Source organism: Auraticoccus monumenti, assembly GCF_900101785.1.
GTDB classification, from domain to species: Bacteria; Actinomycetota; Actinomycetes; order Propionibacteriales; family Propionibacteriaceae; genus Auraticoccus; species Auraticoccus monumenti.
Window position 1 is genome coordinate 2,634,289 of sequence record NZ_LT629688.1, and the last position, 25,156, is coordinate 2,659,444.

The window sequence follows — 25,156 nt, forward strand, 5'->3', positions numbered from 1 at the left end:
CCCGGCTGTCTCCTCGACCCGCCCGACCGGGACCGCAGGGGCGCACCCACCCCTGCGGTCCTGGACGGTGGCCGGTCGGGTGTCACCTGCTCATGCCGCAGATCCCTGACCGGCCGGGATGGGCTCGAGAGCCGGTCGGGCCCTCTCGAAGTGCTCCCGCGCGGCCACCAGCCAGCTCATCAGGAACTCCGCGGTCAGCACGTCGGTCACGGTGCCGTCGTCGGTGATGAGTCCCTCCTGGATCTGGAGGTAGGCCTCGGGCTGGGTGAGGGTGGGGGCGGCCAGGAAGGCCAGGATGTTGCGGAGGTGCTGCTGCGAGGCCGCGGTGCCGATGGTCCCGATCGACATGCCGATCACGGCGGTGGGCTTCCCGGCGAGGCTGTTGTCGCCCCACGGTCGGCTGGCGGTGTCGAGGGCGTTCTTGAGGACACCGGGGACGGAGCGGTTGTACTCAGGGGTGACGACGATGATCGCGTCGGAGGCCTCGATCGCCCGCTTGAACTCCGCGGCCTCGGCGGGGATCGCGGCGTCGTGGTCCGCGGAGTACATCGGCAGGGACCGGATCGGGATCTCGGTGAGGCGGAGCCCGGCCTCCGGTGCCAGCACGGTCAGTGCTCGGGCCAGGCGCCGGTTGATGGAGGTGGAGGAGATGCTGCCGACGATGATGCCGACGTCGTAGGTGGTCATGGAGATGTCCTTTCGTGGAGTGGGAACTTCGGGGGTCCAGGGGAGTGCGGGAGCGCGTGGCCGGCGTTAGCTGAGGACGCGGAGCGGGCTCTCGAGCAGCTGCACCAGCGTGGCGAGGAACCGCGCGGCAGCTGCTCCGTCGATGATGCGGTGGTCGGAGGTGAGCGTGACGCTCATGGTCTGGCGGGAGCCCGGCTCGCCGTCGACGAGCACGAGCTCCTCGTGGACGCCGCCGACGGCCAGGATCGCGCCCTGAGGGGGGTTGATGATGGCGGTGAAGTGGTCGACCCCGAACATCCCGAGGTTGCTGACCGTGAACGTGCCCCCGCTCATGTCGCCGGCGGTGAGTCGGCGCTCGGTGGCCCGGGTGACCAGGTCGCGCGCGGCGTGGGCGATGGTCGTCACCGACGCCCGGTCGGCATCCCGGATCACAGGGACGACGAGCCCGGCGGGGGAGGCGACGGCCATCCCGATGTGCACACGGTCGTGCATCAGCGTCGCGCCCCCACCTGCCGGGTCGTAGGAGGCGTTCAGGCCGGGGTGGGCGCGCAGTGCCGTGGCGACGGCGCGGACGACGAGGTCGTTCACGCTGACCTTGATCCCGCCGTCCGCCTGCGCCGCGTTGACCTGCTGCCGCAGGCCGAGCAGGGCACCGACGTCGGCGGAGACCGTGACCGTGAACGTCGGGATGGTCGCGCTCTCGGTCAGGCGAGAGGCCACGGCCCGGCGGACGGGGTCGAACGGCGTGCGTCGGGGTGCGCGCTCGTCCTCCGCACGGTCCGCAGCAGTGGTCGGCGCGGGGTCCGGTGCGTGCGGCGGAACCGGTGCGCCGTCTCCTGGTGCGCCGTCTCCTGGTGCGCCGTCTCCTGGTGCGCCGTCTCCTGGTGCCTCGTCTTCCGGCGCGTCGGCAGGGGTGGCGGCAGCCGCGGCGAGGTCGGCGCGGACGATGCGTCCGTTGGGCCCGGTCCCGGTGATGGTCGAGAGGTCGATGTCGTTCTCCCGGGCCAGCCGCCGGACGAGGGGGGTGGCGAAGAGCCGCCTGGACGTCGGGTCCGGATCGTCACCGGGAGGCGTCTGCGTGACCTCGGCTGCTGCCGGCGGCGTCGGGGCCCCGGGGTCGACGCCGTGGTCGATGCCGTCGTCCAGCCGGGCGATCGGCGTCCCGATCTCGACCTGCCCGCCCTCGGCGACGAGGATCTCGACGAGGGTGCCGGCGTCGTAGGCCTCCTGCTCCATCAGCGCCTTGTCGGTCTCGATCTCCAGCAGGACGTCGCCGGGCTGCACGGGGTCGCCGGGCTTCTTGTGCCAGGCGGCGATCGTGCCCTCCGTCATGGTGTCGGAGAGGCGGGGCATCAGGATGTCGATCACGGTCGTGCCTCCCGGGCTCGGTGCGCGACGGCGTCCAGGGTGTCCCGGATGGCGCCGACCGCATCGTCCAGGGAGGGCAGCGCGGCCGTCTCCAGCGACTTGGCGTAGGGCATCGGCACCTCGGCCATCGCCACCCGCCGCACTGGAGCATCGAGCCAGTCGAAGGCGCCGTCGGAGATGGTCGCGGCGATCTCGGCGCCGATGCCGTACGTGAGCCAGTCGTCCTCGAGGACGACGGCGCAGCTCGTCTTCCGCACCGAGGCGACGACCGTGTCCCGGTCGAGGGGACGGAGGCTCCGCAGGTCGACCACCTCGACGTCGACCCCCTCACGGGCGAGCAGCTCGGCCGCCTTCGTGGCCACCACGGCCATCCGCGAGTAGGCAACCACCGTGATGTCGCTCCCCGTGCGGGTGACCGCAGCACGTCCGATCTCTGCCGGCTCGACCACGTCCGGGACCTCGCCGGTGGTGTTGTAGAGGGCGAGGTTCTCCAGCACCAGCACCGGGTCGTCGTCCCTGATCGCGGCGAGCATCAGCGCCTTCGCGTCCACCGGTGTCGACGGTGCGACGACCTTCATGCCGGGGACGAAGGCGTAGTAGAGCTCGATGTTCTGGGAGTGGGTGGCGCCGAGCTGCTGCCCGCCACCACCGGGGGTGCGGATGACCAGGGGCACGCGCGCCTGGCCGCCGAACATCCCGTAGATCTTGGCGGCGTGGTTGACGATCTGGTCCAGCGCCAGCAGCGAGAAGTTGATGGTCATGATCTCCACGACGGGTCGAAGCCCGACCATCGCGGCGCCGACGGCGGCGCCGGTGAAGCCCTCCTCGGCGATCGGGGTGTCGCGCACGCGGCGGGGGCCGAACTCCTCCAGCAGCCCGGCGGTGATCTTGTAGGACCCCTCGAACCGCCCGATCTCCTCCCCGATGAGGAGCACGTCGGGGTCTCGCTGCATCTCCTCGCGCAACGCGTCGTGCAGGGCCTGGCGGTAGCTGATGACGGTCATGCCGGTGCCTCTCCGCTGATGGTCTGATCGGGTCCGGCGGCCGCCGGGAACAGCGGTTGTCCAGGGAGCCGACGCGAGTCGTTCGGGACCGCGGTCGCGTAGGTGTAGTCGAAGAGGGTCGACACCGCCGGGTGCGCACTGGCGTCGGCGAACCGGACGGCGTCGTCGACGTCCGCCTTGGCGGCCTCGTCGATCTCCCGGGTCGTGTCGTCGGTGAGGATCCCGCGCTCGCTCAGACGCGCGGCGTAGGCGGCCAGCGCGTCGTCCGCGAGCAGCTGGGCCTTCTGCTCCCGCGTGCGGTACCCGGCGGGGTCGACCACGGAGTGACCCTTCAGGCGCTCGGTGACCGTCTCGAGGAGGAAGGGCCTCCCTGCACGGGCGTGGGTCAGCGCCCGGAGGGCGGCCGCGTGCACGGCGACCGGGTCGTTCCCATCGACGCGTTCGGAGGCCATCCGGTACGCCGAGGCGCGCTTGAACAGCTCGGGTTCGGCGGAGGAGTCCACCACCGTCGTGCCCATGCCGAGTCCGTTGTTGCTGACGACGTAGACGATGGGCAGGTCCCACAGCGCGGCGAGGTTGAGCGACTCGTGGAACGCGCCGATGTTCGTCGTGCCGTCGCCCATCTGGCAGAGCACGGCCTCGGTGCCGCCCTGGTGGGCGACCGCGAGCGCGGTGCCGGTGGCCAGCGGGACCTGGCCGCCCACGATGCCGTAGCCGCCCATGAACCGTGCCTCGACGTCGAACAGGTGCATGGATCCGCCCCACCCCTTCGAGACACCGTCGGTGCGGCCGTAGAGCTCGGCCATCACGCGTCCGGGGGCGATCCCGCGTGCCAACGCGTAGCCGTGGTCGCGATAGCTGGCGTAGACGTAGTCGTCGGGCTGGAGCGCCGCCATCAGCCCGACGACGGTCGCCTCCTCGCCGAGGTTCAGGTGGCAGTAGCCGCCGATCTTGGCCTCCGCGTACCCGCGCGCCGCGCGCTCCTCGAACCTCCTGATCAGCACCATCTGGCGGTAGAAGGCGAGGGCGAGGTCGTCGTCCTCGCGGGACGCGGCGGTCCCCGGCGTGCTGGGCACCTTCGGTGGTGCGGACATGGGTCGGCCTCTCTGTGCATCCCTCGAGCTGGTCGTCCTGGGGCAGCGGGTCCTGCGGTGGTCGCCGCGCCCTTCATCCACCAGGACCGGACGGCTGGCTCGGATGTGAGGTCGCGGTCGGCCCGAGCGACGACCCACCCGAGGGGGCCCTGCTCCGGGCACGTCGCCAGGCCCCCTGGCTCACCTCGAGAAGGTTCAGCTGGACGGGTACACGAAGGGTCCGGGCTGCTGCCGGGCGACGCGTCGGTCGCGGGCGATCGTCGCCAGGACGACCGCGATCCCGAGCAGGGCCACCGCGGCGTTCCCCGTCGTGAGGGCGATCGCCTCACCGACGGTGGCACCTCCGAGGTTGGCGATGTGGAAGAAGAAGTGCGGGACCGAGAAGAGCGAGTAGGCCAGGGCGGCGGGGATGACGAAGTGCGCCCTCGGCCGGACGACGGCGATGCCGAGCAGGAGCGCGATCCCGAGGGTGGCGCCGCCGAAGTCGCGGGCGTAGTGCTCGCTGAAGGGCGGGGTCAGGTCGGCGGTGGGGAAGTAGCGGTAGAAGGTCTCGGGCGAGATCGCGTTCCATGCCCCGACGACGAGCTGGTCGAGGAGCAGGACGGCGAGCCCGACCCTGATGAATCTGGTCACGAGGGTTCTCCTTCGATCGGTGGGAGGCGGTGACGCCCCGCGGTCCGGCGCCGCCGGGCAGCGGCGGCTGGTGGGTATGACCGCGCAGGGTCCTCCCTCGTGAGGCACCTCGCCCGGTGACGTCCTGAGGCCCGCCCGGCCCCGCCCGGTGCCGGCCGCTCCCGTGCCCGGTGGGGCGGAGGGTCATGGCACGGCCGGCACCTTCCGGGTGCTGATGGCGATGCGGTTGAAGGAGTTCATCATGATGATGGCCATCACGAGATCGGCCGCCTCCTTCTCGGTGAAGTGCCTGGTGACCTCGTCCCAGACGTCATCGGGGACGCCGGCGTCCGCCACGCGGGTCACGGCGTCGGTGAGGGCGAGGGCGGCACGTTCCCGGGCCGAGAAGAACGGCGTCTCCCGCCAGGCGGCCAGGGCGAACAGCCGCCGCGGGTCCTCCCCGGCCTCGGTCGCCTCGGTGCTGTGCGTGTCGACGCAGTAGGCGCAGCGGTTGACCATCGATGCGCGGAGCTTCACGAGCTCCAGCAGGACGGGGTCCACCGTCGCCCGGGCGTAGGCGTGCAGCTCCATCACCGTGCGGTAGCCCTCGGGGGCGACCTCCTCCAGACGCATTCTCGCGGGCATGATCTGTTCCTCCTCCTGTGTGGATGTGCGGGTCGACGGTGTCGATGTGGGTGTGGTCTGGGCCGGGGCCGGCTCGTCCGTGGCGCGGGAGACGCTGCTGCTGCCCACCCACCTCACGCCGAGGTCCGCCGAGCGGGGCCCCTCACGCCGTGGTGCTCAGCCGGGACGTACCGGTGTGGTGACGTCGGTACGCGGGTGCCCGAAGTACATGAGCTCCCAGATCGCCTCGTCGGTGAACGACTCCACCAGCGTGCTTCCTGACCACCGCTCGATCGTGAGCTCGCCGACGAAGCGCAGGTAGGCGCCGTCGAGGCGGATCAGGCGTGCGGCGATCTTCCGCCACCCCCTCAGCTCCTGCAGGAAGGTGCTGGCGACGAGATCGCGTTCCCGCCTGAAGGTCACGACGTACCGGTCGGTGCCGTCGTCGTAGGTGTAGGACGTGGTGCTCGCGACCGGCTTCCCCGTCGTCTCGTCGGTGTACGCCTCATCGGTGCGGAAGTGCACGGAGCCGGCGTCGTCGGCGACGACCTCGCCGTCGCGGGCGAGCATGAAGATCGGGATCGGCTCGTAGCCGTACTTCCGGTGTGCGGTGATGTAGGAGGCGATCACCGAGTACGGGCCGGCTGCGCCCCGTGCCCAGTACCAGTCGTTGATGATCGACATCATCCCGACGTTGCCCCAGTTGTGGTCGTGGTACCCGGTCCCGGTCACCTCGGTGCGGACACCCCCGACCTCGTAGGAGCCCTGGACGGAGCCCTGCGGCACCGCCGGCAGCCAGCAGAACTCCTGGGCCCGCTGCTCGCCGAACACCAGGTGGCCGGTCTCCGGCCGCCAGGGACGGATCTGGGCGTCGAGGGTGACGTGGACCTGGACGTCGTCGACGGCGACATCGATCTGGTAGGAGGTGAGGTCACCGGTGAAGCTGTTGCCGGCGATCCGCACGTCGGCGCGCCCGGTGGCTGCGGTGTACGTGTCCGCCGGGTAGTCGCGGATGACGTCCAGGCGACGGCCGTCGGGCAGGTCCAGGTTCATCCGGATCATCGGGCTCAGCGGCTTCTCGGGCGCGGACAGGTCCTTGGTCATGAAGATGACCACCAGCTTGGCGCCGTCGTCGAGGTGGGCGTCGAAGTACCACCACTCGTAGGTCCCACGGCGGCCGTCGGTGCGGGCGCCGTCCTCCCAGCTGCGGACGGTGTCGCGGTCGATGCCGATCCGCCGGTAGTCCTGGTCGCGGGCGGCGATGCTCGCGGTGTGGGCCTTGACCACGGTCCCTCTCCCCTCGCGGCGCACCGGAGCGCCGTCGACGTGAGGACCGGATGACCCCTCGGTGTGTGAGGTCAGTTCCACAGGGTGAGCTTGTAGGGGTTCATCATCATGCGGACGTCGGTGACGACACCGGCCACGACGTCGAGGGTGACCACCCCGATGATGCGTCCCTCGTCCCACATCGCGAAGCCGAGCCCGTCGGGGGTCTCCTGCTCCAGGACCGCGGCCCTCGGGTTCTTCCGCAGGACGCCGAGCAGGAAGCGTGCGACCTTGTCGGCCCCGAGGATCGGGTTGCGGGCGGCGGTGATGATGCCACCGCCGTCCGAGCGGAGCACGACGTCCGGGTCGAGCACGGAGACGAGTCCGGCGATGTCACCACCTCGCGCTGCGGCCGCGAACGCCCGCACGATGGCGTCGTGGTCGGAGCGGGAGGCCCGTTGGCTGCGGCTCTGCTGGACGCGGCGGCGGGCCGCGGTGGCGAGCTGGCGGCACGCCGCCGGCGTCCGACCGACGACCTGGGCGATCTCGTCGAAGGGCATCGCGAACACGTCGTGCAGGACGAACGCGACGCGCTGGGCCGGCGTCATGGACTCGAGGACCACGAGCAGCGCCGTGCTGACCGAGTCGTCGAGCGTGACCTGCTCCAGCGGGTCCGTCGGTGAGCTCGCCGCGCTGAACGCGTAGGCGGGGACCGGTTCGGGGAGCCACTCGCCGACGTAGCGCTCGTGACGGCGTCGCGCGGAGGCCAGGACGTTGAGGCAGACCCGGCTGGCGGCGCGGGTCAGCCAGGCGCGCGGCACCTCGATGGCGCCCCTCTCGTCCTCGCTCATCCGGTACCAGCGGATGTAGGTCTCCTGCACGGCGTCCTCGGCCTCGGCGACGGTGCCGAGCATCCGGAAGGCGAGCGAGACCAGGTGGCGCCGCTCACCGAGCACCTCGGCCTGCAGGGCATCACGTTCGTCGGGTGTCATGGGTATCCTCCTCCTCCATCAGACCGCACAGCCGGCCGGGATGTGAGGTGGTGGCTCACACTTGCGTCCGTTCCCAGGTCATTGACCCTGTGACCACACAGATCCTCCAGCCCCCGCACGCTCCCGCCGGGTCCCGGTCGGTGAGGTGATGAAGATCGTCGTCGCCGGGGCGACCGGCGCCCTGGGCCGTCAGGTGGTGGACGCGGTGCGCGGGGCAGGGCACGAACCCGTGCCGATCAGCCGCGGATCCGGGGTGGACCTGGTCACCGGGAAGGGGCTGGTCGACGTCCTGCGCGGGGCGTCGGCCGTCATCGACGCCTCGAGCAGGAGCACCACGTCGGCCAGGGTGTCCACCCGCTTCTTCGGCACCGTCACCCGGAACCTCCTCGCCGCCGAGCGGGCGGCCGGGGTGCCGCACCACGTCGCGATCTCGATCGTCGGCGCCCGGGAGCTGGACGCGAGCTACTACGCGGGCAAGGTGGCCCAGGAGGACATCGTCCAGGCGCATGCTGGGGGGTGGTCGCTGATCCGGACCACGCAGTTCCACGAGTTCGCGGTGCAGCTGCTCGGACGCGGCCGGGTGGGCCCCTTCCAGGTCGTCCCGTCGATGCGGTCGCAGCCGGTCGCGGCGAGCGAGGTCGCCAGGGAGCTCGTGGCGATCGCCTCGGGTGAGCCGCGGGGGCTCGAGCCCGACCTCGCCGGACCGCGTGAGGAGGACGTGGCGGACCTGGTGCGGCGCTACCTCGCGGCGACCAGCCGGACCCGCGCCGTCATCGAGGTGCCGCTGCCCGGCGGCTGGGGGAGCGGCATGCGCGACGGGACGCTGCTCCCCGGACCGGGGACGCGTCAAGGCCGGCAGACCTTCGACGAGTGGCTCAGCAGGCGGACCGGTTGACCCTGGTCCCCTGATCCACCGGCGGCCACCAGGCCGCGAGCTGCATCGACGACCCACGAGAGAGGCGACCATGCGCATCTTCCTCGCCGGCGGTTCCGGCGTCATCGGGAGCCGGCTCATCCCACGGCTCGTCGAGGCGGGCCACGACACCACCGCGACGACCCGTCGCGCCGAGGACCTGCGCTACCTCCGCGAGCGGGGCGCGCAGGGGGTGGTGGTCGACGTCTACGACTGGCCGCAGCTCGCCACCGCGGTCGCGGAGGCCGCACCGGACCTGGTCCTGCACGAGCTGACGGACCTGGGCGACTTCGATGCCCAGGCCAACGCACGGCTCCGGCGCGCGGGCACCGCCAACCTCGTCGCTGCCGCCGAGGCCGCCGGCGTGGGACGGATGATCGCGCAGAGCACCGCCGGGGCGTACACCGCCGGGGACGCCCCTGCCGTCGAGGACGACCCCGTCGAGCCCGGCTCCGACGTCGAGACGATGGAGCGCCTGGTGACCCGGATGCCGCGCGCGACCCTGCTGCGCTACGGCCTGCTCTACGGTCCCGACACCTGGTACGCCCCCGGGGCCAGGATGGCGAACGCGGTGGTGGCGGGTCTGGTGCCCGCGACGCCGGCGATCACCTCCTTCGTGCACATCGACGACGTGGTCGCTGCCACCGTGCAGGCGATCGGGTGGCCTGACGGGGCCTACAACGTCGTCGACGACGAGCCGGCGCCCGCGACGGAGTGGCTGCCGACCTACGCCGGGGGGCTCGGTGCTCCGACCCCGGACGTCGCCGGGCTCCCGGAGGGTGCCCCCCGCGGCCGCGCGGTGTCCAACGCGAAGGCGCGCGCCGCCGGGTGGGTGCCCCAGCACGTCACGTGGCGGGACGGCTTCCCCCGCCGCTGACCCGGGCACGGGCGGGAGCGCGCGACGGGCGGGGGCCCAGCCCCGGGCTGTGCCCCCGCCCTCCTGCCTGCGGGTCGCGCGCCCCGTGCACGCCGGTGCCGTCCTCGGGCTCCGAGGACGGCACGGGTGTGGCGGAGCTGGCGGTGGGGTGGGCGGCTACTCGACGAGCTTGCCCGTGGTGGAGACGTCCCCGATGAGGGCGGAGATCTCCGCGGGGACGGGAGGGATGCCCTCGTGGACCACGCCGCTGGACGGGGACCAGACGAGGTTGACCTGGAGCGACGGGTCGAGGTCGGGGTGGTCGCTGCGGTTGTGGCACCCTCGCGTCTCGCGTCGCTCCCTCGCCGACTCCAGGGTGGCGCGCGCGGCGACCAGGGAGGCCTTGAGGTCGAACGCGTGCGCGAGGTCCTGGTACCCGGCGATGTCGGGGTGGATGCCGATGTGCTCCAGCCGCTCCGAGATCTCGGCGATGTCGTCCAGGCCCGCGGCCAGACCGGTCTCGTGCCGGACGACGCCGGCGTGCTCGGTCATCGTGTCGCGGATGGCCCGCTGCAGAGCGCGGACGTTCTCGGTGCCGTCGGAGTCCAGGAGCGCGTCGACCTCGGCGCGAGCACCGGAGACGGCTGCGGGGGACCGACGCTGCGCGGTCAGGGACGCGGACCAGTCGGCGGCGGCCCGGCCGACGATCCGTCCGTAGACCAGCAGCTCGATCAGGGAGTTCCCACCGAGCCGGTTGGCCCCGTGCAGCCCGCTGGCCGCCTCGCCGACGGCGTAGAGCCCGTCGACGTCGGTGCCGTGGTCCTCCGGGCGCACCCAGACCCCACCCATCGAGTAGTGCGCGGTCGGGGCGATCTCGATGGGGTCGCGGGTGATGTCGAGCATCTGCAGCTCCATCATCGTCTGGTACACCCGCGGGAGCCGCTGCATGATCGTCTCGCGAGGGAGGTGGGAGACGTCGAGCCAGACGCCACCGTTCTCGGTGCCGCGTCCCTCGGTGATCTCGGTGTAGGCGGCCAGCGCGACCCGGTCGCGCGTGGACAGCTCCATCCGGTCGGGGTCGTACCGCTGCATGAAGCGCTCCCCGAGTCCGTTGCGCAGGATGCCGCCCTCGCCGCGTGCCGCCTCGGAGACGAGGGTGCCCGCGGCGTTCTCCGGCTGCAGGATCCCCGAGGGGTGGAACTGCACGAGCTCGGCGTCGCGCAGTCGGGCGCCGGCGTCCACGGCGAGGCGGAAGGAGTCGCCGGTGTTCTCATCACGCCGTGACGAGGTGCGCCGCCAGATCCGGTTGTGCCCGCCGGCGGCGAGGATCACCGCGTCGGCGTGGACCAGGTAGCGGGTGCCGTCGGCGACGTCGAAGCCGTAGGCGCCGAAGACCGTGTTGTCGGCGACCAGGAGGCGGGTGATGTGGATGCCGTCGACGATCCGCACCCGCAGCTGCTCGGCGCGCGCGACGAGGGTGCGCTGGATCTCCAAGCCGGTGTAGTCGCCGGCGAACGCGGTGCGACGCCAGGTGTGGGCACCGAAGAAGCGTTGCGAGATCCGCCCGTCCGACTCGCGGGCGAAGGTCATGCCGTAGCGCTCGAGGTCGCGGATCCCCTCCTCCGCGCCGCGGGCGACGACCTCGACGGTGTGCGGGTGGGCGAGCAGGTAGCTCTCCCTGATCGTGTCCGCGGCGTGCTGCTGCCAGGAGTCGGCCGGGTCCATCGTGCCGAGGGCGGCGTTGATGCCGCCGGCGGCGAGGGAGGTGTGCGCGTCCAGCCGGGGCCGCTTGCCGACGGCGATCACGTCGACCCCGCGCTCGGCGAGCTCGATCGCGGCCCGCAGGCCGGAACCGCCCGTGCCGATCACCAGGACGGTGGTCGACAGGCGGCGCTCGGTGCTACTCATGGTGGTTCTCCTTCTGGCCGGTGCCGGCCGTCGTCGGATGGGAGCCGTAGACGGTGAGGAGCCCGTGGACCAGGTGGGCGAGGACCGCGACGAGGACGGCGAGCGCGCCGACCAGGACCCGGGTCGCGTCCTGGGCGGTGAGCACCACGTCGAGGGGATGGACGTCGTCGACCTCGTCCCCCAGGACGAATCGCACGTCTCCCGCCATCGGGGCGCCGTCGACGGAGATGATGGTCCAGCGGATCTCGTAGCGGCCGTCGGGCACGTCGGGCTCCACCGGGGAGGTGACGACCACGGCGTCCACCTCCGCCGGCCCCGCCGTCCAGCTGTCGCCCTGCTCGTCGACGAGGACGACGTCCGCGCCGACCTCCTGCACCTCCTCGCTGAAGACCAGCTCCAGCTGGGCGGGCATCGCCTCGATGGTCGACCCGGCTCCCGGGGTGCTGGACTCCAGCGCGCTGTGCGCCCGTGCCACCGGCGCGGACGGCGTCAGGGCCAGGCCGAGGGACAGCAGGAGGGCCACCAGCAGACGCGGCCGGGGGTGTTCGGAGGGTCGCTCAGTGGGGTGCATCGGACTTCCTTCGCTGGGACGGTGACGTGGGTCGTGCTGGTGGGGACCGGGCTGCCCGGCGGGGCGCGGGGTGCAGGACGTGGCGCGCGGGGCGCTGGGGCGGGAGGCGGCACCCGACGGCGTCACCTGCGGTGGCCCGCGGCAGGGACGGCCGGCTCCTGGTCGGCGTCGGCGGCCTGCGGGGCCGGCGGGCCGTCGAGCACCGGGTGCGGGGAGGTCTCGGGGCGCGTCAGCCCGAGGCGGCGTCGACCCTCGACCGGTCGGTGGATCTCGGAGTAGCCCCCGCCCGGGTCCCGCACGACCCTGCCGCTCTCGGCCCCGTGGGCCAGCAGCTCGTGGTCGTCGTCCTGGAGGGCGAGGCAGGCACCACGGGCGATCACGAAGGCCGCGAGCGGTCCGAGGACGGTGACGACCCTCAGCACCCAGATGACGCCCTCGAAGGACACGTGGAACTGGGTGGCGATCACGTCGGCGCTCGCCGCGGCCCACAGCGCGCCGTAGAAGGTGATGCCGGCGGCACCGGTGCCGGTCCGGTTCGGCGTGTGGCGGGGTCGGTCCAGCAGGTGGTGCTCCTGGCGGTCCCGGGTCAGCCGGCTCTCGAGGAAGGGGTAGCTGATCAGGAGGGTGAAGAAGACCCCGACGGCGGCCAGCGGCACCAGCACGGCGAGGGTCCACGTCCGTCCGAGCCAGACCACCTCCCACCCGGGCGGGACGAGGCGGAGCGCCCCGTCGAGGAAGCCCATGTACCAGTCGGGCTGGCTGCCCGCCGAGGCGGCGGCGGGTGAGGCGGGGCCGTAGAGCCAGACGGGGCTGATCGTCATGGTGCCGGCCATCAGCACCAGGAGGCCGGTCGTGATGAGGAACATCCCGCCCGCCCTGACCGTCGCAGCGGGCCACAACGGCAGGCCCACGACGGTGCTCTCGGAGCGGCCGGGACCGGGGAGCTGCGCCGGCCCGTCCCGCCAGGCCATCCGGAGCCGCACCACCACCAGCACCACCAGCAGGGCAGGCGCGGCCAGGTGGACCAGGTAGAGGTTCTCGATGATCCGGCCGGGGAACTCCCCGTCGAACAGGACGAAGGTCACCCAGGTGCCGATCACGGGGACACCGAGGGCCACGCCCTGCACGATGCGCAGCCCCGTCCCGGACAGGGAGTCGTCCGGCAGGGCGTACCCGCTCCAGCCGCTGACCATGGCGAGCAGGAGGACGCCCACCAGGAGCACCCAGCCCCATTGCCGCGGCCGCCGGAAGCCCCCCGTGAAGAAGAGGCTGGCCAGCTGCAGGAGCACCGACGCCGGCAGCACCAGCGCCGCCCAGTGGTGGGCCTGGCGCAGGACCAACCCACCCCGCAGGTCCAGGGAGATGCGGAGGGTCGACGCGTACGCCTCCGACACCTCCACGCCCCGCAACGGCTCGTAGCTGCCGTGGTACCGGACGAGGGCGCTGGACGGGTCGTAGAAGACCATCAGCACCACGCCGGTGACCAAGAGCACTCCGAGGCTCGCTCCCGAGACCACGCCGAGGTAGCCGGACCACCGGTTGGGCACGGCCCGGGCCCGCAGCCGGGCGACCAGACGGCCGAGGCGGCCACCGGCCGTGTCGTCCACGCGGACCGAGGTGGTCGACCGCTTCGGTGCGGCTCCGTGTCCCGAGGCGCGATCAGCGGTGAGCATCGGGGACCCCGCCGTGGACGAAGGCGTCACGGGGACGCTGCACCGACTGGAGGGAGACGATGTCCCGGCCGAAGACCAGGGCGACGAGCCAGACGGCGAGGACGAGGATCTTCCGCTCCCAGGTGGGGACGGCGAGCGCGTGGTACCCGCGGTGCACCACCCAGGCCGGGAACCCCTTCAGCACCACCGGACCGGACTCGAAGACGCCCCGGCCCAGACCGAGCGTGGCGACGGCACCGACGCTGTGGTGCACGTACTGCCGTGGCGCGCGGCCCTGCAGCGCGGCGATGATGTTGCGGGCCAGCAGTCGGCCCTGACGGACGGCGTGCTGGGCGTTCGGCACGGTCGACGCGCCCGGGGTGCCCACGGCGAGGTCGGGCACGGCGGCGGCGTCCCCGGCCGCCCACGCGTCAGCCACCGGCTCGGCCGTCGTCCCGACCCGCAGGTCGGCTCGGACGACCACCCGTCCGCGGTCGTCCACCGGGAGGTCGGTGTGCCTGGCCACCACGGGGTTGGCGCCGTTGCCCGCCGTCCAGACGAGCAGCTCGGAGTCGAGCTCCGTGCCGTCGGACAGGACGACGTGGCCGTCCTCGGCCGACTGCAGGAAGGTGTTGAGGTGGACGGAGGCCCCCCGCTCCTCCAACGAGCGGACGACCCAGGCTCCCGGGCCGGCCGAGACCTCGGGGAGGATCCGGCCGCTGCCCTCCACCAGGTGGAAGCCCAGGTCGTCCGCGCTCAGCTCCGGGTACCGCTCGAGGAGGGCGGTGGCCAGGGACAGCAGCTCACCGAACCCCTCCACACCGGTGAAACCACCGCCGACGAAGGTGACGGTCAGCAGCCGGCGCCGCTCAGGTCCGGGAGGGAGCCCCGAGGCGCGGTCGAAGGCCACCAGCAGCCGGTCGCGGATGGCGACCGCCTCCTCCACGTGCTTGAGCCCGATGGCCTGCTCGGCCACCCCCGGGATGGGGAGCGTGCGGGTCACCGCCCCGGCCGTGACCACGATGACGTCGTAGCCCAGCGGGTAGTCGTCCCCCTCCACGGGGTGCACGGTCACCGACCTCGAGGCGTGGTCGATGGCCGTGACCGATCCGGCGAGGACCGTGGTCCGCCGCAGGTGCCGACGCAGGGACACCGCGGCGTGCCGGGCCTCCACCGAGCCGGCCATCACCTCGGGCAGGAACGGCTGGTAGGTCATGTACGGCCGCGGGTCGACGACGACGACCTCCGCCTCGCCCCTGCGCAGCCCCTTCTCCAGGTGCCGGGCCGCGTAGAACCCGGCGTACCCGCCACCCACCACCAGCACCCTGGGCATCAGGACCTCCCGCTCTCTCGACGACGCCTCAGCAAGGAGGACCGGGCAGCACGCCGGGGTGTGAGCAGGCCGCGAGGAGGGTCCGGTGAGCGGCGTTTCCGGGCCTCTGCTGGTGCTGCTTGGGCCTAACTCGAGCGCGGAAGGCCTCTTCGGTGAGGTGGCAGACCGGTGGCTCCGTGCTCCGGGGTCGGTGCAACTCCGAGCCGGCGGTGGCAGTCCGCGACCCGTCTGCAGCCAGCAGCCGGTTGACCTGGTGGAACTCCAGGACCGACGGTGAAAGTCCGGATGGGAGGTAGCACGTGCGCAGGTCTGACCAGACCGCCAAGGTGCCGCTCGAGCGGGCCCTGAGCAGTGCGGTGCGGTCTGCGGGTCCAGGTCGTCCGGCGCACCGATGTGCGCGGTGACGACGCTGGGCTGACCGTCGTCCCGGAGCTCGTCCAGCTGGACCGAGCACGAGGGGACCGTCTGATGATCGCGACAGCCGTCGAGGCTGGTCGGTCGTGCCCTCGACCTCGCCGGCTCGGACCTGCGGGTCCGGGCCACCCCTCTCACCGACGGAAGGTCCTGAACATGTTCACCGGAATCGTGGAAGAGCTCGGCCAGGTCGTGGACCTGCAGCACCAGGGCGACTCGGCCGTCCTCGGGGTCCGCGGGGAGGAGGTCAGCACCGACGCCGTCCACGGCGCCTCGATCGCGGTCAACGGGGTCTGCCTCACCGTGACCGCGGTGGACCAGGACGTCGTCGTCTTCGACGTGATGGCTGAGACCCTGCACCGCAGCAGCCTGGGCGCCCTGGCCGTCGGGCACCCGGTCAACCTGGAGCGGGCGATGGCGGCCACCGACCGCTTCGGCGGCCACATCGTCCAAGGCCACGTCGACGGCGCCGCCTCCCTCGTGTCCCGCACGCCGGGGGACCGGTGGGAGGTGGTCCGGATGGGGCTGCCCGCCGGTCTGGCCTGCTACGTGGTGGAGAAGGGGTCCATCACGGTCGACGGGGTCTCCCTGACGGTGTCGGCGGTCGGGGAGGACTTCTTCGAGGTCTCCCTGATCCCCACCACCCTGGCCCTGACCACCCTCGGCACCAAGCAGCCGGGTGACCCGGTCAACCTCGAGGTCGACGTCATCGCCAAGTACGTCGATCGGCTGCTCCACCTGCCCGGTGCGGCGCCCGCCGAAGCGACCCGATGACTAGGCGACTACGTCGTTTCGTTCTGGTACCTCAGGTTGGGTGATGACTACTCCACACCCGAGCTCTGTGTCGCCCCGGGGGAGGCGGCTAGAGCCTCGGGCAGGCCAAGTTGATGTCCGGTGGGTGCCGGTGAGTCTGTGGGTGACGTAGATGTGCTCAGCGCCGAGGGCGAGGCGGCCGTCTCGTTGGGCGGGGAGGCCCTGCCCTGTGGTGGACACCCGGGCGTAGCCGATCAGCGTGCTGGCCTGTTGCGTTTGAGGGGCCTAGACCGGGCTTTTTCGCGGGCGGGTGTTACGGGAATCAGAGTTCCGCAGCCGGCTCGGCTGCCCGTCATGAGCCGAGCCTGGGAAGAGGCGTCCCGGTGAGGGACCGGCTTGCGGGCGCCGCTAGTGCGAGCGCCAACGGATGAGGACTGTCCGCGTACTAGCCTCCTAGCGTGGCCAAGAATTTCTCGTACGCCGCCGACGACGTACCCCACCAGTACGTCACGCACTACCGCGTGTTTTTTTTATCGCGGCCCCGAAGCAGTTGTGGAGCAACACGACTGGTTCAACGACGTTGACCTGTCAGGGATCCTGAACACAGCGGAGATTGTTGCCGGCGATGATGCGCTGTGGAGCCTGTTGACCGTTCTTCCTGGCCGGCACGAGCAGCAGCTTGCCTGGCTCGTGGGTATGGACTACCTGAAGGCTCCGAGTTCCTCGGTGGAGCGCTATCGCCGGCGCGACATGGAGCAGCGGTTCCTGATGAGGCGCTCGATCGAGCAGCAGCCACCGAGACTGCCCAACGGCCGCCGAGTGCTCAGAATGTTCTGCGATTACGGCCGCGTCCATCCACTCTGGGAGTCATTTACCGACCATTACACCGCGAGCCCCGAAGATTTCGAGCTCAGCGTAGAGCTCGGTGAGGCGCTGCAGCGGTGGGCTCAGGGCTGGCAGGTGACCGACGAGGAGCGCTGGCTCATCCAGGGTGACGAGCTGGCTGATCGCATCGACCGCGAGGTAGGCCACGATGTCCAGGTCCGACGTGAGTACCGGATGAACTGGTCACTAGACGGAGCCAACCCTCAGACATGACGTCGCTGCGTCTCACGGAGACGTTCACCCCACCAGCCGCGCCTGTTGCTGGGTACGAAGCGCTGGAGCCAAAGCGGCGGCACGTCCGAGCCCCGCACAGATGAGCGATGGTTCACCGTGTGCGCCACCTCACTGCCACACGGCGTAGGTTGCCTCGATGCAAGCCACGCCCATCGACCCACGCGACCAGACCCACGAGGTGGACGACCCGAGCTACCGGGTCTTCTTTTGGGACAGCCCATCTAGCTCCGACGAGTGGGAACTCACCGAAGCCGACCTCAACGAGGTGCTCGCTTGGATCGACCAGCACTCTAAGCAGCGCCCCCACAGCCTATGGGCCACCATTCGCACCGACGACAACGTCACCACGTCCGCCTACGTGGCATCGATCCACCCGCGCCGCGCACTGTGTGGCCGCCATGGGCCGTTGAGGCACGTCCGTAGCGGGATCGCTTAACGTGCAGGTCCGTCAGGGATCAGCAGCGCGCGCACCGTGGCCGAGGCGATCAGGGTGTCGACCTCTTCCTGGTCCTTCCGCCACGCCTGTGCCGCCTGGTGAACAGTCCAGACTGCCGTCCACCGCAGGGAACGCCTCACCTCAATTCCGGTCAGTCTGGCCAGCGACTCCGCCACCGGCAGGATCAGCTCGGCAGGTTGGTAGGCCGCGAACGCACCCACCTCAGCGCCGGGATCCCCGATCACGGGTAGCGGGTCTAGCACGACCCAGCCCACTGGGCTGTCGGCGGAGCTGACCACGTTCTTGGTGATGAAGTCTCCGTGGAGCAGCCTCGGCTCGCGCGTCGTGTGAGACAGGTGGTCCGCTGCTGCCCGGGCGTCCGGAAGGCGCAGCAGCCCCAGGAGGCCGCGATCTGGCTCGCCGCGCTCACGTTGTTCCAGGGCCGCGTCCCCACGAGCGACCCGCTCGTGCTCGGGATACACCTCGTCCAGCGTCGGCAGCTGGTGAGCTGGCGTCGGCGCCGACCACAGCCGGCTTAGCAGTTCCCCGGCGACGTCGACCATGGGCCCGACAGCTGCCTTCTGTGACCCCCACGGCCAACCGGCACCCGGTCGTGCGCGCTCCAGGAGCAGCGCATCGTCGGTGGCGTCCAGAAGGGTGATCGCTGCACCCGTTCGAGCCCACGAGCTGAGCGCAGCGGCCTCGGCAGAGGCTGCGCCGCGCCCGTCGTCGCGGGTGGGAGGGAGCTTGAGCACGACGTCGCTGCCTCCAGCATCGCGTGCGGCGAAGACGGCCGACCGGGACCCACCCGTCAAGGGCTCCCCGATCACCAGGCCCCAGTGGTCAGCCGCACCCTGCACCCGCTCCTGGCTGTACGACACAAGTTCGACGCTACCGCCGACTGCATCCCGGCAAGGGATCGGCGACCGGAGGCCTCAGCTACGAGCTCTCTGCCCAGGTAGGCGGCTACTGCTAGGTCAGGTCTGACGACCACCCGTCGATGACGAGATGGCGGACAGTTGCCAGCTCAGCACCGATCAGGTCACGCACTGCTACGGGTCGGAGGACGACCGAGGTCACGTCGGCAACGGGGAGCCACTCCTGGACCAGGTGCGGTTCCCGGGGTTCGACGTCCTCGCGGTCGATGGTCGCGCGTAGGTAGTGCTCCAACCCGTGGATCTGCTTGTCACCAGCCATGAACCGGTTCTCGACCACGAACAGGTACTCCCAGCTCACCAGCCGCGCGTTGGTCTCCTCCTCGATCTCGGCACGCAACCGCGCTTCGAAGGTGTCGCCGATCTCGTACTCGCCACCGATGAAGGCGTAGTTGGTGCCGGGTGAGTCACTGGGCCGCTGGACCAGCACACGTTGGAGGTCGCTGGAGAAGATGATCGCTCGCACGGAGGGCCGAACCAACCGTCGTTGGGCGACCACGTCGAAGAAGTCCTGCTCCATCGAAGACATGCTGAGAACCCTCGCACGGCACACCCCCTGCCGGACTCGCGACGCCCGTAGCCAAGCCCTCTACGCCCTAAGAACCGCGAGCGTCGAAGCTGCTCGCTTAGGGTCAGTGGATGGAATCGACAGATCCAGGGGAATCCCAGTCTCGTGTTCGGCATGAGCCGGCGCCGCACTTCTCGAGGCACTCGGCCTACTCCAACCCGGGGCGCTACGCCGATCTGCTGGCGGACGTGCCAAGGGACCTCGCCAGCGTGTGCGCGGTGGCACGGAACCTGATCGCCCACTACTGGTTCGCGAGCGGCCCGTTGCCCGCCTCCAGCAACGACGACATCAACGCTCGCTGGCTCAGCAGGATCCTCGAGATCGATCAACAACGACACGGGAAGCCGCTGCAGCACGAGCGCGCCGAGGCCGACAGGGTCCAGGGCTGCTGCCGTGACCAAGTGCTGCTCGCGGTCGGCATCCTGCGCCAGCACGGTGTTCCCGCACGGAGCCGTCTCGGGTTCGCTGAGTACTTCCACGGCGACCGACGACAGGATCACGTCGTCGCCGAGGCATGGCTGGGCGGTCGATGGGTCCGGTTCGACCCCAGGCTCGAGGGACCCCGAGAGACGCTGGCGGACCCGCACGACATCAGCACCGCCCTCGACTCGCCCTTCCTGACGGCTGCGGCCGCCTGGATCGGTCACCGACAGCACGGCCGATCCATCGACGACCTCGGCGTCCGCCTCCCCGCAGCGGAATTCATGGGACGGGTCTGCTGCACGAGTAGGTGACATCTGATCTGTGGTGCCAGAGGGCACCGCTGGAAGGATGTGCACTGTGCCCAGACCCCACCCCAAGGAGTTCCGTGACGATGTCGTGGCGGTGGCCCGCCGCGGCGAGGCTCCGATCGCCGAGATCGCCCGAGACTTCGGCATCAGCGAGTCCTGCCTGCGGAACTGGCTCGCCAAGGCCGACGCCGAGGACGGCCACCGACCGGGCGCGACCTTGACAGACTCGGCCGAGCTGAAAGAGCTGCGCCGTCGCAATCGGCTGTTGGAGCAGGAGAACGAGGTCCTGCGCCGGGCTGCGGCCTACCTGTCTCAGGCGAACCTGCCGGGAAAATGATGTACCCGCTCGTCCGCGAGCTCGCCGCCGACGGGATCCCCGTCACGGTGACGTGCCGGGTACTCAAACTCGCCCGCCAGCCCTACTACCGCTGGCTCGCTGCACCGATCACGCCCCGCATGCTCCAACAGGCCCACCTGGCCAACGCGTTGTTCGACGCCCACCGCGACGACCCGGAGTTCGGTCACCGGCTCCTCGGTGACGAAGCCCGCGCTTGGGGTCACCGAGCCTGTGACCGGACAGTGTGGCGGATTTGCTCGACCAACCGCTGGTGGAGCGTGTTCGGGAAGAAGCGTGGAGCCAACGGCAAGAAGCCCGGCCCGCCGGCCCACGACGACCTGGTCCGGCGCGAGTTCACCGCGGCCGCTGCGAACAGGCTGTGGTTGACCGACATCACCGAGCACCCCCCCGGGCGAGGGCAAGCTCTACCTCTGCGCGATCAAGGACGTGTTCTCGGGCCGGATCGTCGGCTACTCCATGAGCAGCCGGATGAGGTCCCAGCTGGCCGTGGACGCGCTTGCCTCAGCAGTGGCCCGCCGCGGCGGTGGGGTGAACGGCTGCGTCGTCCACTCCGACCGTGGGTCGCAGTTCCGTTCCCGACGCTTCCTAGACGAGCTGCGCCGCCACCACCTGGTCGGGTCGATGGGCCAGGTCGCCTCCGCCGGTGACAACGCGGCGATGGAGTCCTTCTTCTCACTGCTGCAGAAGAACGTGCTGGACCGGCGCTGCTGGGCCACCCGTGCCGAGCTACGCCTGGCCATCATCACCTGGATCGAGAAGACCTACCACCGCCGCCGACGACAAGCCCGCCTGGGTCGACTGACCCCGATCGAGTACGAGACCATCAACAGCACTCAGGTCGCACTCGCCGCCTGAGAACCACTGTCACCTATCGGTGCAGCAGACCCGACCTCGGTTCGTGCTCACCTACCTGATCATGGACGTCGCCCACCGCTTCGGTGACGAGCTGCTCCTGTGGGACTACTGGGGAGCGATGCCGCTGCCAGGCCGCACGATGGACGTCGAGCTGGGCGACGAGCTCGCCGACCTCGTCGTGCGCGCCGATGCCGAGGACGTGGATGCCGAGAGGCGGTTGGAGTACATCCACCGCACTGATCCTCGGGTTCGACCAGGCGGCCAGGTACAGCAGTTCTCTCCCCGCGGTGAACCACCACGATTGGTTCGGCTCGACGAAGCTGCTGGATACTCACTCGGCTCTCACTCGACGTCCGGAATCCCGGCCGCCCGGTAGCGGATCCGTAACGGGACCGTCGTACGGGAGCACGTTGTTGACTCAGCCCCATCATCGACCTACGGACTCGGCCACGGTGGGCCATTTGCTCGTGCGCCCGCCAGGTCGCTGGCGTCGTCCACGCTCCGCGTACTTGCGTTACGCCATTGCGATCTGACAGATACTTCCTCATGGTCATACTCGTGTCTGCTACCGGCTCGCGGCCCCTAGACGCCGATCTGCGAGACAGCCTGCAACTCAGAGCCATGCGGGCTGCGCCACCAGGGCAGGCAATGAAGGGTGAGCGCCGGAGGGTGTTCTGTTCAGCGCTGGAGCAGTCCGAGCAGCTGCTCAACGCCGCTTCGCAGACGCCTGCCGACGTCCGCCCGATGCTGGTGTTCTACGGCATTGCCCAGGGCGTTAGGGCGCTGTTCGCCTGTGCCCCGAGTATCGCCGATCGAGACTTCCGCACGAAGGGCCATGGGCTTCGTGAGCGGAACTTGCGTGGCTCGCTCAGGTCCATGTCGGTCGAGGCCACCGGCACAGGCATGTTCGCGGCGCTCTGCCACCTTTGCGACTTCACGGAGTTCCAGGCTCCCGTCACCTTTGAGCAGCTGTGGGCGGTCAACCCGCATCTCTTCCAGCGACGTTTGGCCGGCTCGGATCAACCACCCGCTGTCACCGCGGGCTGCATCCTGGACCACTCCATCAACTCTGAGATGGCCGTCATGACCTTGGGGTTTCTGGGCAGCGACGTCGGCGACCGTTTGCCGACCCAAGGGGACGTGGCGGATTACGTGCGGTCGAACTACGGCCCGTACCCATTCGAAGTTCTACCTTTAGAAGACCGCTCGAAGTTCCTGTTCAAGCACTCCAGGGAAACGTGGGTTGACCTCGCCGTCACCGTCCCCCGCGAACAGCACACGGCGGCCGTCGCACACCTCGAAGCGCGCCAGGCCCGAATCGGCTACAATACCTGGATCCTTCCTCAGATCGGTGGGGTCCTGCCGAAGCCAAACGCCCTGGTGCTCTGGTGGGCCCTATTCTTCAGTCTCTCGATCCGCGCCCGCTACGAGCCCGAGGGCTGGACCAAGGACCTCGACGTCGACTCCAGCCCGCTCGCTGTGCAGCTCCAGGACGTCCTCGAGGACGCCCCGTCGAGGTGCCACGCCCTCCTCCTCGAGGCCATCCACGAGGTCTGTTCGTCAGCGGGCGAGCACTAAGGGAAGTCGACGGGAAGGTCGGTCTTGAGCGGACGGCGACCATCATCAGAGGCACATGGACCTATCGCCAGTAGACGTCCGGTAGCCGATCCCTCACCGTGCGTGGCGTCGGCCTGCCGTATGCAAGTCTCGGTCGAGTTTGGTTTGCTCGATTGCAGCGCCGTCAGTCCTTTTTGCTAGTGCGGTTCTTCCTGGTCCTCGGAAGCCTCTGACACTGTGGGTAGGTGAATAATCTGGACTCGCAGGCCTTGCTGACGCTGTTCGTGAGCGAGCTGGCAAAGTTGGAGGACGGGCTCGTCGTGCACGGCCCTGCTGCTGAGACCGCCGGCAGCGCACCGGTGGACTTCGACCCGTCCTCGCCGTCGGTGTTTCTCGACTTCGAGATGGACGCGTTCATCGCCCTAGTCGAACAGCTGAGCGAGGCGATAAGCAGCTCCCGCGCCCCACACCCGTGGCGCAACCTCCCACCAGGAGAAGCCGCGGTGCGAGCCATGTTGCAGCACCTCACCAAGAGGTGGAGTCAGGGCTGGCCTCGGGCGTCTCGGGAGCGTCACTTCCGGCTGCTGCTGACCGATGGCAGTTTCTCGTACTTCCAGCCGCTGCGTAAAGGAGGCCCGACACTGTGGTTGCCGCCACTCAGTGACGCCTTCGTTGAGGAAGTGGGCGAGCTCGAGCCGTGTGAGCCGTGGTCGCTGGACCAGCTAGAGCGGTTCTTGTGGCTGCTGGCCGGTCGGCGCCAGTTCGAGCGGTCAGCCCTTCTGGGGGCCTGGCCGCTCGATCCCGGCCGCTTCGTCTGCGTGCTCGCTCACCCGGGTTTCGGGCCGGTAGGTGTGATCGTCCAGCAGGACCCTGGTTCAGAGGTCGGCCTGGGGGCATCAGCCTGTCAGTGCGGCGGGCGGCTGAGGAGGTCGTGCTGCTCAACCGTCCTGACGTCAGAGGTTGGCGTGAGCAGGGGTGGGTGAAGGACGGCATCGTGTGGAGTGGGGACCCCGGCACGGTGACCACTCCGTGGACCGGTGCGCGTCCACCTCGACCAGAAGACCCCTCCGTGCGCCCTGGTGAGGAGCCGTGGTGGACCGTCATGTCGCCCTCGCTGAACGCCGACCCGTGGCTGGCCGCCCTGGAGGACCTGCGTTCCTGGGTCGAGCAACCCATGTGGGGCGCCACCCGGCTGTTGCGCCGCGCCGTTCTCCGGCACCGGTACGGGTTACGGTGGGCAGCCGGCTGGGTGATCGCACCCGACTGCTACGCCCACATCGAGGCCTTCGTCTACCCACGCGAGACACCGCGCCAGGGGCTGCAGCTGCGGGGAATGCCCAATATCCCAGATGAGTGCGCCCTTCCCGGACAGCGCTACCTCCGCATCGGTGAGGTCACCGCCGCGAGCACTGGCAACACGTCCTACACCCTGGACAGCCGCGTGTGGGAGACCGCCATCAACTCCTGGCCACCGCACAGCGCGCTGGCCGAACGGGTCGGACGCGGCGGGATCGCCTGGTACGACCGAGACACCCGCCCGCCTCCACCTGAGTACCTGTTTGACTACGACCAGGCACCACTGGACCGGATGGCCCACCTGCTCCACGACGTCCTGGACCAGCCACTCAGCCCAACTACGGCGGCACGCTGAGGGATCCATCACCGGGCGGTGGCCCAATCCATCGCGATGTGGCTGGTTGGGGTGCTAGGGATGGACGGTGCGCTCCCAGTTAGATGCTCAGATCGGTGCGGTCGTCGTCAACCACAACACCTCCGCCTGGACTGAGCTGTTGATCCGCTCGTTGTTCGTCCAGAACCCTGGCTTCGGCCGCCTGACGGTCTACGACAACGCCTCGATCGACGATCGGTCCGCCATGCTGGACGCGGCGGCACAGTACGGTGCGGAGATTCAGCAGTCCGGGTTCGACACCACAACAACCACGAACTCCCACGGTCAGGTGCTCAGCAAGTTCGTACTCGACCCGAGGAACGCAGAACTTGATTACGTGCTGTTCCTCGACGCCGACGTCTGCTTCACCAGGCCCGGAACGATCCGCACCCTGCAAGAGGAGTTGGAGCGCACTCCGACGACGTTCGGGGCCGGCCCGCGCATGTCGTGGGACGGCGAGACCGAGATGGCGCCCGACCTGGCTGCCAATCCTGAGATCTACCGAGACCGGCTCCATCCCGCGTGCGCCCTGGTTCGCAATACAGACCTGTTCCGCCGGGTGGTCGACGAGGTCGGCCTGTCGGGCGCGACGCAGCACCTCATCGGCCAGGAGCGGTACCTCGACACTTTTCGCCTGGCCACGATGGTCATGCGGACCCACGGCGCCAGCCACGTCATCGCCGACGCGCTGATCATGCACGCCTTCGCGGTGTCCTACCCGGACGAGTCCAGCTCGCTGATCCCACAGAAGGAAGCCCGACGAGACGCCTGGCTCCAAAGTCTCAGGACCGGATAGGCCAAAACACGCCCCTGCGCCGAAGCGAGTCTCACTGAGGGATCCCTCAACGGGCGTTTCGACTGGCGGCTGTCCTCACTCCGAG

At 70.1% G+C, this 25,156-nt stretch carries 24 protein-coding genes, 1 pseudogene and 1 riboswitch; of the genes and pseudogenes, 11 read left to right on the plus strand and 14 right to left on the minus strand.

Going from position 1 to position 25,156, the window contains the following annotated elements; translation table 11 throughout:
* Positions 1 to 90: 90 nt before the first annotated feature.
* The 8 genes from BLT52_RS12235 to sigJ all read right to left on the minus strand — a co-directional run bounded on the left by BLT52_RS12235 (position 91) and on the right by sigJ (position 7,647).
* The gene (locus BLT52_RS12235) at positions 91 to 687 is read right to left on the minus strand and encodes an NADPH-dependent FMN reductase (protein WP_090593972.1); all 597 of its coding nucleotides are present in this window, start codon (positions 685 to 687) and stop codon (positions 91 to 93) included.
* Between the two features lie 66 nt (positions 688 to 753).
* The gene (locus tag BLT52_RS12240) at positions 754 to 2,055 is read right to left on the minus strand and encodes a dihydrolipoamide acetyltransferase family protein (RefSeq protein WP_172804034.1); all 1,302 of its coding nucleotides are present in this window, start codon (positions 2,053 to 2,055) and stop codon (positions 754 to 756) included.
* The gene (locus BLT52_RS12245) at positions 2,052 to 3,059 is read right to left on the minus strand and encodes an alpha-ketoacid dehydrogenase subunit beta (protein ID WP_090593973.1); all 1,008 of its coding nucleotides are present in this window, start codon (positions 3,057 to 3,059) and stop codon (positions 2,052 to 2,054) included. Before BLT52_RS12245 ends, BLT52_RS12240 begins: the two co-directional genes overlap by 4 nt.
* Positions 3,056 to 4,153: a pyruvate dehydrogenase (acetyl-transferring) E1 component subunit alpha gene (gene pdhA, locus BLT52_RS12250; protein WP_090593975.1), complete on the minus strand. Its 1,098-nt coding sequence runs from the start codon at positions 4,151 to 4,153 to the stop codon at positions 3,056 to 3,058. The genes BLT52_RS12245 and pdhA overlap by 4 nt, the downstream gene beginning before the upstream one ends.
* A gap of 195 nt (positions 4,154 to 4,348) precedes the next feature.
* The gene (locus BLT52_RS12255) at positions 4,349 to 4,786 is read right to left on the minus strand and encodes a hypothetical protein (RefSeq protein ID WP_090593977.1); all 438 of its coding nucleotides are present in this window, start codon (positions 4,784 to 4,786) and stop codon (positions 4,349 to 4,351) included.
* Positions 4,787 to 4,969: 183 nt separating this feature from the next.
* Entirely contained in the window at positions 4,970 to 5,410 is a 441-nt protein-coding gene (locus BLT52_RS12260; RefSeq protein WP_231946290.1) for a carboxymuconolactone decarboxylase family protein, read from the minus strand.
* 156 nt (positions 5,411 to 5,566) lie between these two features.
* Positions 5,567 to 6,676 carry a lipocalin-like domain-containing protein gene (locus BLT52_RS12265; RefSeq protein ID WP_090593980.1) on the minus strand — a complete coding sequence of 370 codons (1,110 nt, stop codon included), beginning with the start codon at positions 6,674 to 6,676 and terminating at the stop codon, positions 5,567 to 5,569.
* 71 nt (positions 6,677 to 6,747) lie between these two features.
* Positions 6,748 to 7,647, minus strand: a complete 900-nt coding sequence (sigJ, locus tag BLT52_RS12270; RefSeq protein WP_090593982.1) for an RNA polymerase sigma factor SigJ — start codon at positions 7,645 to 7,647, stop codon at positions 6,748 to 6,750.
* A 148-nt stretch (positions 7,648 to 7,795) separates the two neighbouring features.
* Here sigJ and BLT52_RS12275 point away from each other — a divergent pair, with 148 nt between their 5' ends.
* Together BLT52_RS12275 and BLT52_RS12280 are read left to right on the plus strand one after the other, a co-directional pair.
* Positions 7,796 to 8,542 carry an SDR family oxidoreductase gene (locus tag BLT52_RS12275; RefSeq protein ID WP_090593984.1) on the plus strand — a complete coding sequence of 249 codons (747 nt, stop codon included), beginning with the start codon at positions 7,796 to 7,798 and terminating at the stop codon, positions 8,540 to 8,542.
* 70 nt (positions 8,543 to 8,612) lie between these two features.
* Positions 8,613 to 9,437 (plus strand): NAD-dependent epimerase/dehydratase family protein, encoded by an 825-nt coding sequence (locus BLT52_RS12280; protein ID WP_090593986.1) that lies wholly within the window; start codon positions 8,613 to 8,615, stop codon positions 9,435 to 9,437.
* 156 nt (positions 9,438 to 9,593) lie between these two features.
* On the opposite strand, the gene BLT52_RS12285 is transcribed toward BLT52_RS12280, so the two are convergent.
* The 4 genes from BLT52_RS12285 to BLT52_RS12300 all read right to left on the minus strand — a co-directional run bounded on the left by BLT52_RS12285 (position 9,594) and on the right by BLT52_RS12300 (position 14,880).
* Positions 9,594 to 11,324 (minus strand): L-aspartate oxidase, encoded by a 1,731-nt coding sequence (locus BLT52_RS12285; protein ID WP_090593988.1) that lies wholly within the window; start codon positions 11,322 to 11,324, stop codon positions 9,594 to 9,596.
* Positions 11,317 to 11,895 carry a copper resistance CopC family protein gene (locus tag BLT52_RS12290; protein ID WP_090593990.1) on the minus strand — a complete coding sequence of 193 codons (579 nt, stop codon included), beginning with the start codon at positions 11,893 to 11,895 and terminating at the stop codon, positions 11,317 to 11,319. Before BLT52_RS12290 ends, BLT52_RS12285 begins: the two co-directional genes overlap by 8 nt.
* A gap of 122 nt (positions 11,896 to 12,017) precedes the next feature.
* The gene (gene qcrB / locus BLT52_RS12295; RefSeq protein ID WP_231946291.1) at positions 12,018 to 13,502 is read right to left on the minus strand and encodes a cytochrome bc1 complex cytochrome b subunit; all 1,485 of its coding nucleotides are present in this window, start codon (positions 13,500 to 13,502) and stop codon (positions 12,018 to 12,020) included.
* 52 nt (positions 13,503 to 13,554) lie between these two features.
* Positions 13,555 to 14,880 carry an NAD(P)/FAD-dependent oxidoreductase gene (locus BLT52_RS12300; RefSeq protein ID WP_090593993.1) on the minus strand — a complete coding sequence of 442 codons (1,326 nt, stop codon included), beginning with the start codon at positions 14,878 to 14,880 and terminating at the stop codon, positions 13,555 to 13,557.
* Between the two features lie 173 nt (positions 14,881 to 15,053).
* Positions 15,054 to 15,182: riboswitch (FMN riboswitch) on the plus strand.
* 268 nt (positions 15,183 to 15,450) lie between these two features.
* Between BLT52_RS12300 and BLT52_RS12305 the strand changes: the two genes are divergently transcribed.
* Positions 15,451 to 16,068 carry a riboflavin synthase gene (locus tag BLT52_RS12305; RefSeq protein ID WP_090593995.1) on the plus strand — a complete coding sequence of 206 codons (618 nt, stop codon included), beginning with the start codon at positions 15,451 to 15,453 and terminating at the stop codon, positions 16,066 to 16,068.
* A gap of 531 nt (positions 16,069 to 16,599) precedes the next feature.
* Entirely contained in the window at positions 16,600 to 17,145 is a 546-nt protein-coding gene (locus BLT52_RS12310) for a hypothetical protein (protein ID WP_090593997.1), read from the plus strand.
* 453 nt (positions 17,146 to 17,598) lie between these two features.
* Here BLT52_RS12310 and BLT52_RS12320 read toward each other — a convergent pair whose 3' ends face one another.
* Positions 17,599 to 18,483 carry an aminoglycoside phosphotransferase family protein gene (locus tag BLT52_RS12320; protein ID WP_157677112.1) on the minus strand — a complete coding sequence of 295 codons (885 nt, stop codon included), beginning with the start codon at positions 18,481 to 18,483 and terminating at the stop codon, positions 17,599 to 17,601.
* Between the two features lie 91 nt (positions 18,484 to 18,574).
* A complete protein-coding gene (locus tag BLT52_RS12325; protein ID WP_090594003.1) occupies positions 18,575 to 19,066 on the minus strand; it encodes an NUDIX domain-containing protein in 492 nt (163 codons plus the stop codon).
* A gap of 257 nt (positions 19,067 to 19,323) precedes the next feature.
* On the opposite strand from BLT52_RS12325, the gene BLT52_RS12330 reads away from it, so the two are divergent.
* From BLT52_RS12330 to BLT52_RS12360, 7 genes and pseudogenes are all read left to right on the plus strand, one after another.
* Positions 19,324 to 19,839: a transglutaminase-like domain-containing protein gene (locus BLT52_RS12330; RefSeq protein ID WP_157677113.1), complete on the plus strand. Its 516-nt coding sequence runs from the start codon at positions 19,324 to 19,326 to the stop codon at positions 19,837 to 19,839.
* A gap of 46 nt (positions 19,840 to 19,885) precedes the next feature.
* A pseudogene (locus BLT52_RS12335) lies at positions 19,886 to 21,049 on the plus strand (IS3 family transposase).
* Positions 21,050 to 21,092: 43 nt separating this feature from the next.
* Positions 21,093 to 21,425 carry a hypothetical protein gene (locus BLT52_RS12340; protein WP_157677114.1) on the plus strand — a complete coding sequence of 111 codons (333 nt, stop codon included), beginning with the start codon at positions 21,093 to 21,095 and terminating at the stop codon, positions 21,423 to 21,425.
* A 272-nt stretch (positions 21,426 to 21,697) separates the two neighbouring features.
* Positions 21,698 to 22,627, plus strand: coding sequence for a YaaC family protein (locus tag BLT52_RS12345; protein ID WP_157677115.1), 930 nt, complete (start codon positions 21,698 to 21,700; stop codon positions 22,625 to 22,627).
* A 224-nt stretch (positions 22,628 to 22,851) separates the two neighbouring features.
* Positions 22,852 to 23,589, plus strand: a complete 738-nt coding sequence (locus tag BLT52_RS12350) for a hypothetical protein (protein WP_090594010.1) — start codon at positions 22,852 to 22,854, stop codon at positions 23,587 to 23,589.
* Positions 23,586 to 24,257, plus strand: coding sequence for a hypothetical protein (locus BLT52_RS12355; RefSeq protein ID WP_157677116.1), 672 nt, complete (start codon positions 23,586 to 23,588; stop codon positions 24,255 to 24,257). The genes BLT52_RS12350 and BLT52_RS12355 overlap by 4 nt, the downstream gene beginning before the upstream one ends.
* A 67-nt stretch (positions 24,258 to 24,324) precedes the next feature.
* Entirely contained in the window at positions 24,325 to 25,071 is a 747-nt protein-coding gene (locus BLT52_RS12360; RefSeq protein WP_090594014.1) for a glycosyltransferase family protein, read from the plus strand.
* Positions 25,072 to 25,156: the final 85 nt, after the last annotated feature.

Excerpts from the sequence above, each read along its gene's own strand:
- BLT52_RS12235 (WP_090593972.1), bottom strand. The coding sequence starts at position 687 with ATGACCACCTACGACGTCGGCATCATCGTCGGCAGCATCTCCTCCACC.
- BLT52_RS12245 (WP_090593973.1), bottom strand. The coding sequence starts at position 3,059 with ATGACCGTCATCAGCTACCGCCAGGCCCTGCACGACGCGTTGCGCGAG.
- pdhA (WP_090593975.1), bottom strand. The coding sequence starts at position 4,153 with ATGTCCGCACCACCGAAGGTGCCCAGCACGCCGGGGACCGCCGCGTCC.
- BLT52_RS12260 (WP_231946290.1), bottom strand. The coding sequence starts at position 5,410 with ATGCCCGCGAGAATGCGTCTGGAGGAGGTCGCCCCCGAGGGCTACCGC.
- sigJ (WP_090593982.1), bottom strand. The coding sequence starts at position 7,647 with ATGACACCCGACGAACGTGATGCCCTGCAGGCCGAGGTGCTCGGTGAG.
- BLT52_RS12275 (WP_090593984.1), top strand. The coding sequence starts at position 7,796 with ATGAAGATCGTCGTCGCCGGGGCGACCGGCGCCCTGGGCCGTCAGGTG.
- BLT52_RS12280 (WP_090593986.1), top strand. The coding sequence starts at position 8,613 with ATGCGCATCTTCCTCGCCGGCGGTTCCGGCGTCATCGGGAGCCGGCTC.
- BLT52_RS12285 (WP_090593988.1), bottom strand. The coding sequence starts at position 11,324 with ATGAGTAGCACCGAGCGCCGCCTGTCGACCACCGTCCTGGTGATCGGC.
- BLT52_RS12290 (WP_090593990.1), bottom strand. The coding sequence starts at position 11,895 with ATGCACCCCACTGAGCGACCCTCCGAACACCCCCGGCCGCGTCTGCTG.
- BLT52_RS12300 (WP_090593993.1), bottom strand. The coding sequence starts at position 14,880 with ATGCCCAGGGTGCTGGTGGTGGGTGGCGGGTACGCCGGGTTCTACGCG.
- BLT52_RS12305 (WP_090593995.1), top strand. The coding sequence starts at position 15,451 with ATGTTCACCGGAATCGTGGAAGAGCTCGGCCAGGTCGTGGACCTGCAG.
- BLT52_RS12325 (WP_090594003.1), bottom strand. The coding sequence starts at position 19,066 with ATGTCTTCGATGGAGCAGGACTTCTTCGACGTGGTCGCCCAACGACGG.
- BLT52_RS12345 (WP_157677115.1), top strand. The coding sequence starts at position 21,698 with ATGAAGGGTGAGCGCCGGAGGGTGTTCTGTTCAGCGCTGGAGCAGTCC.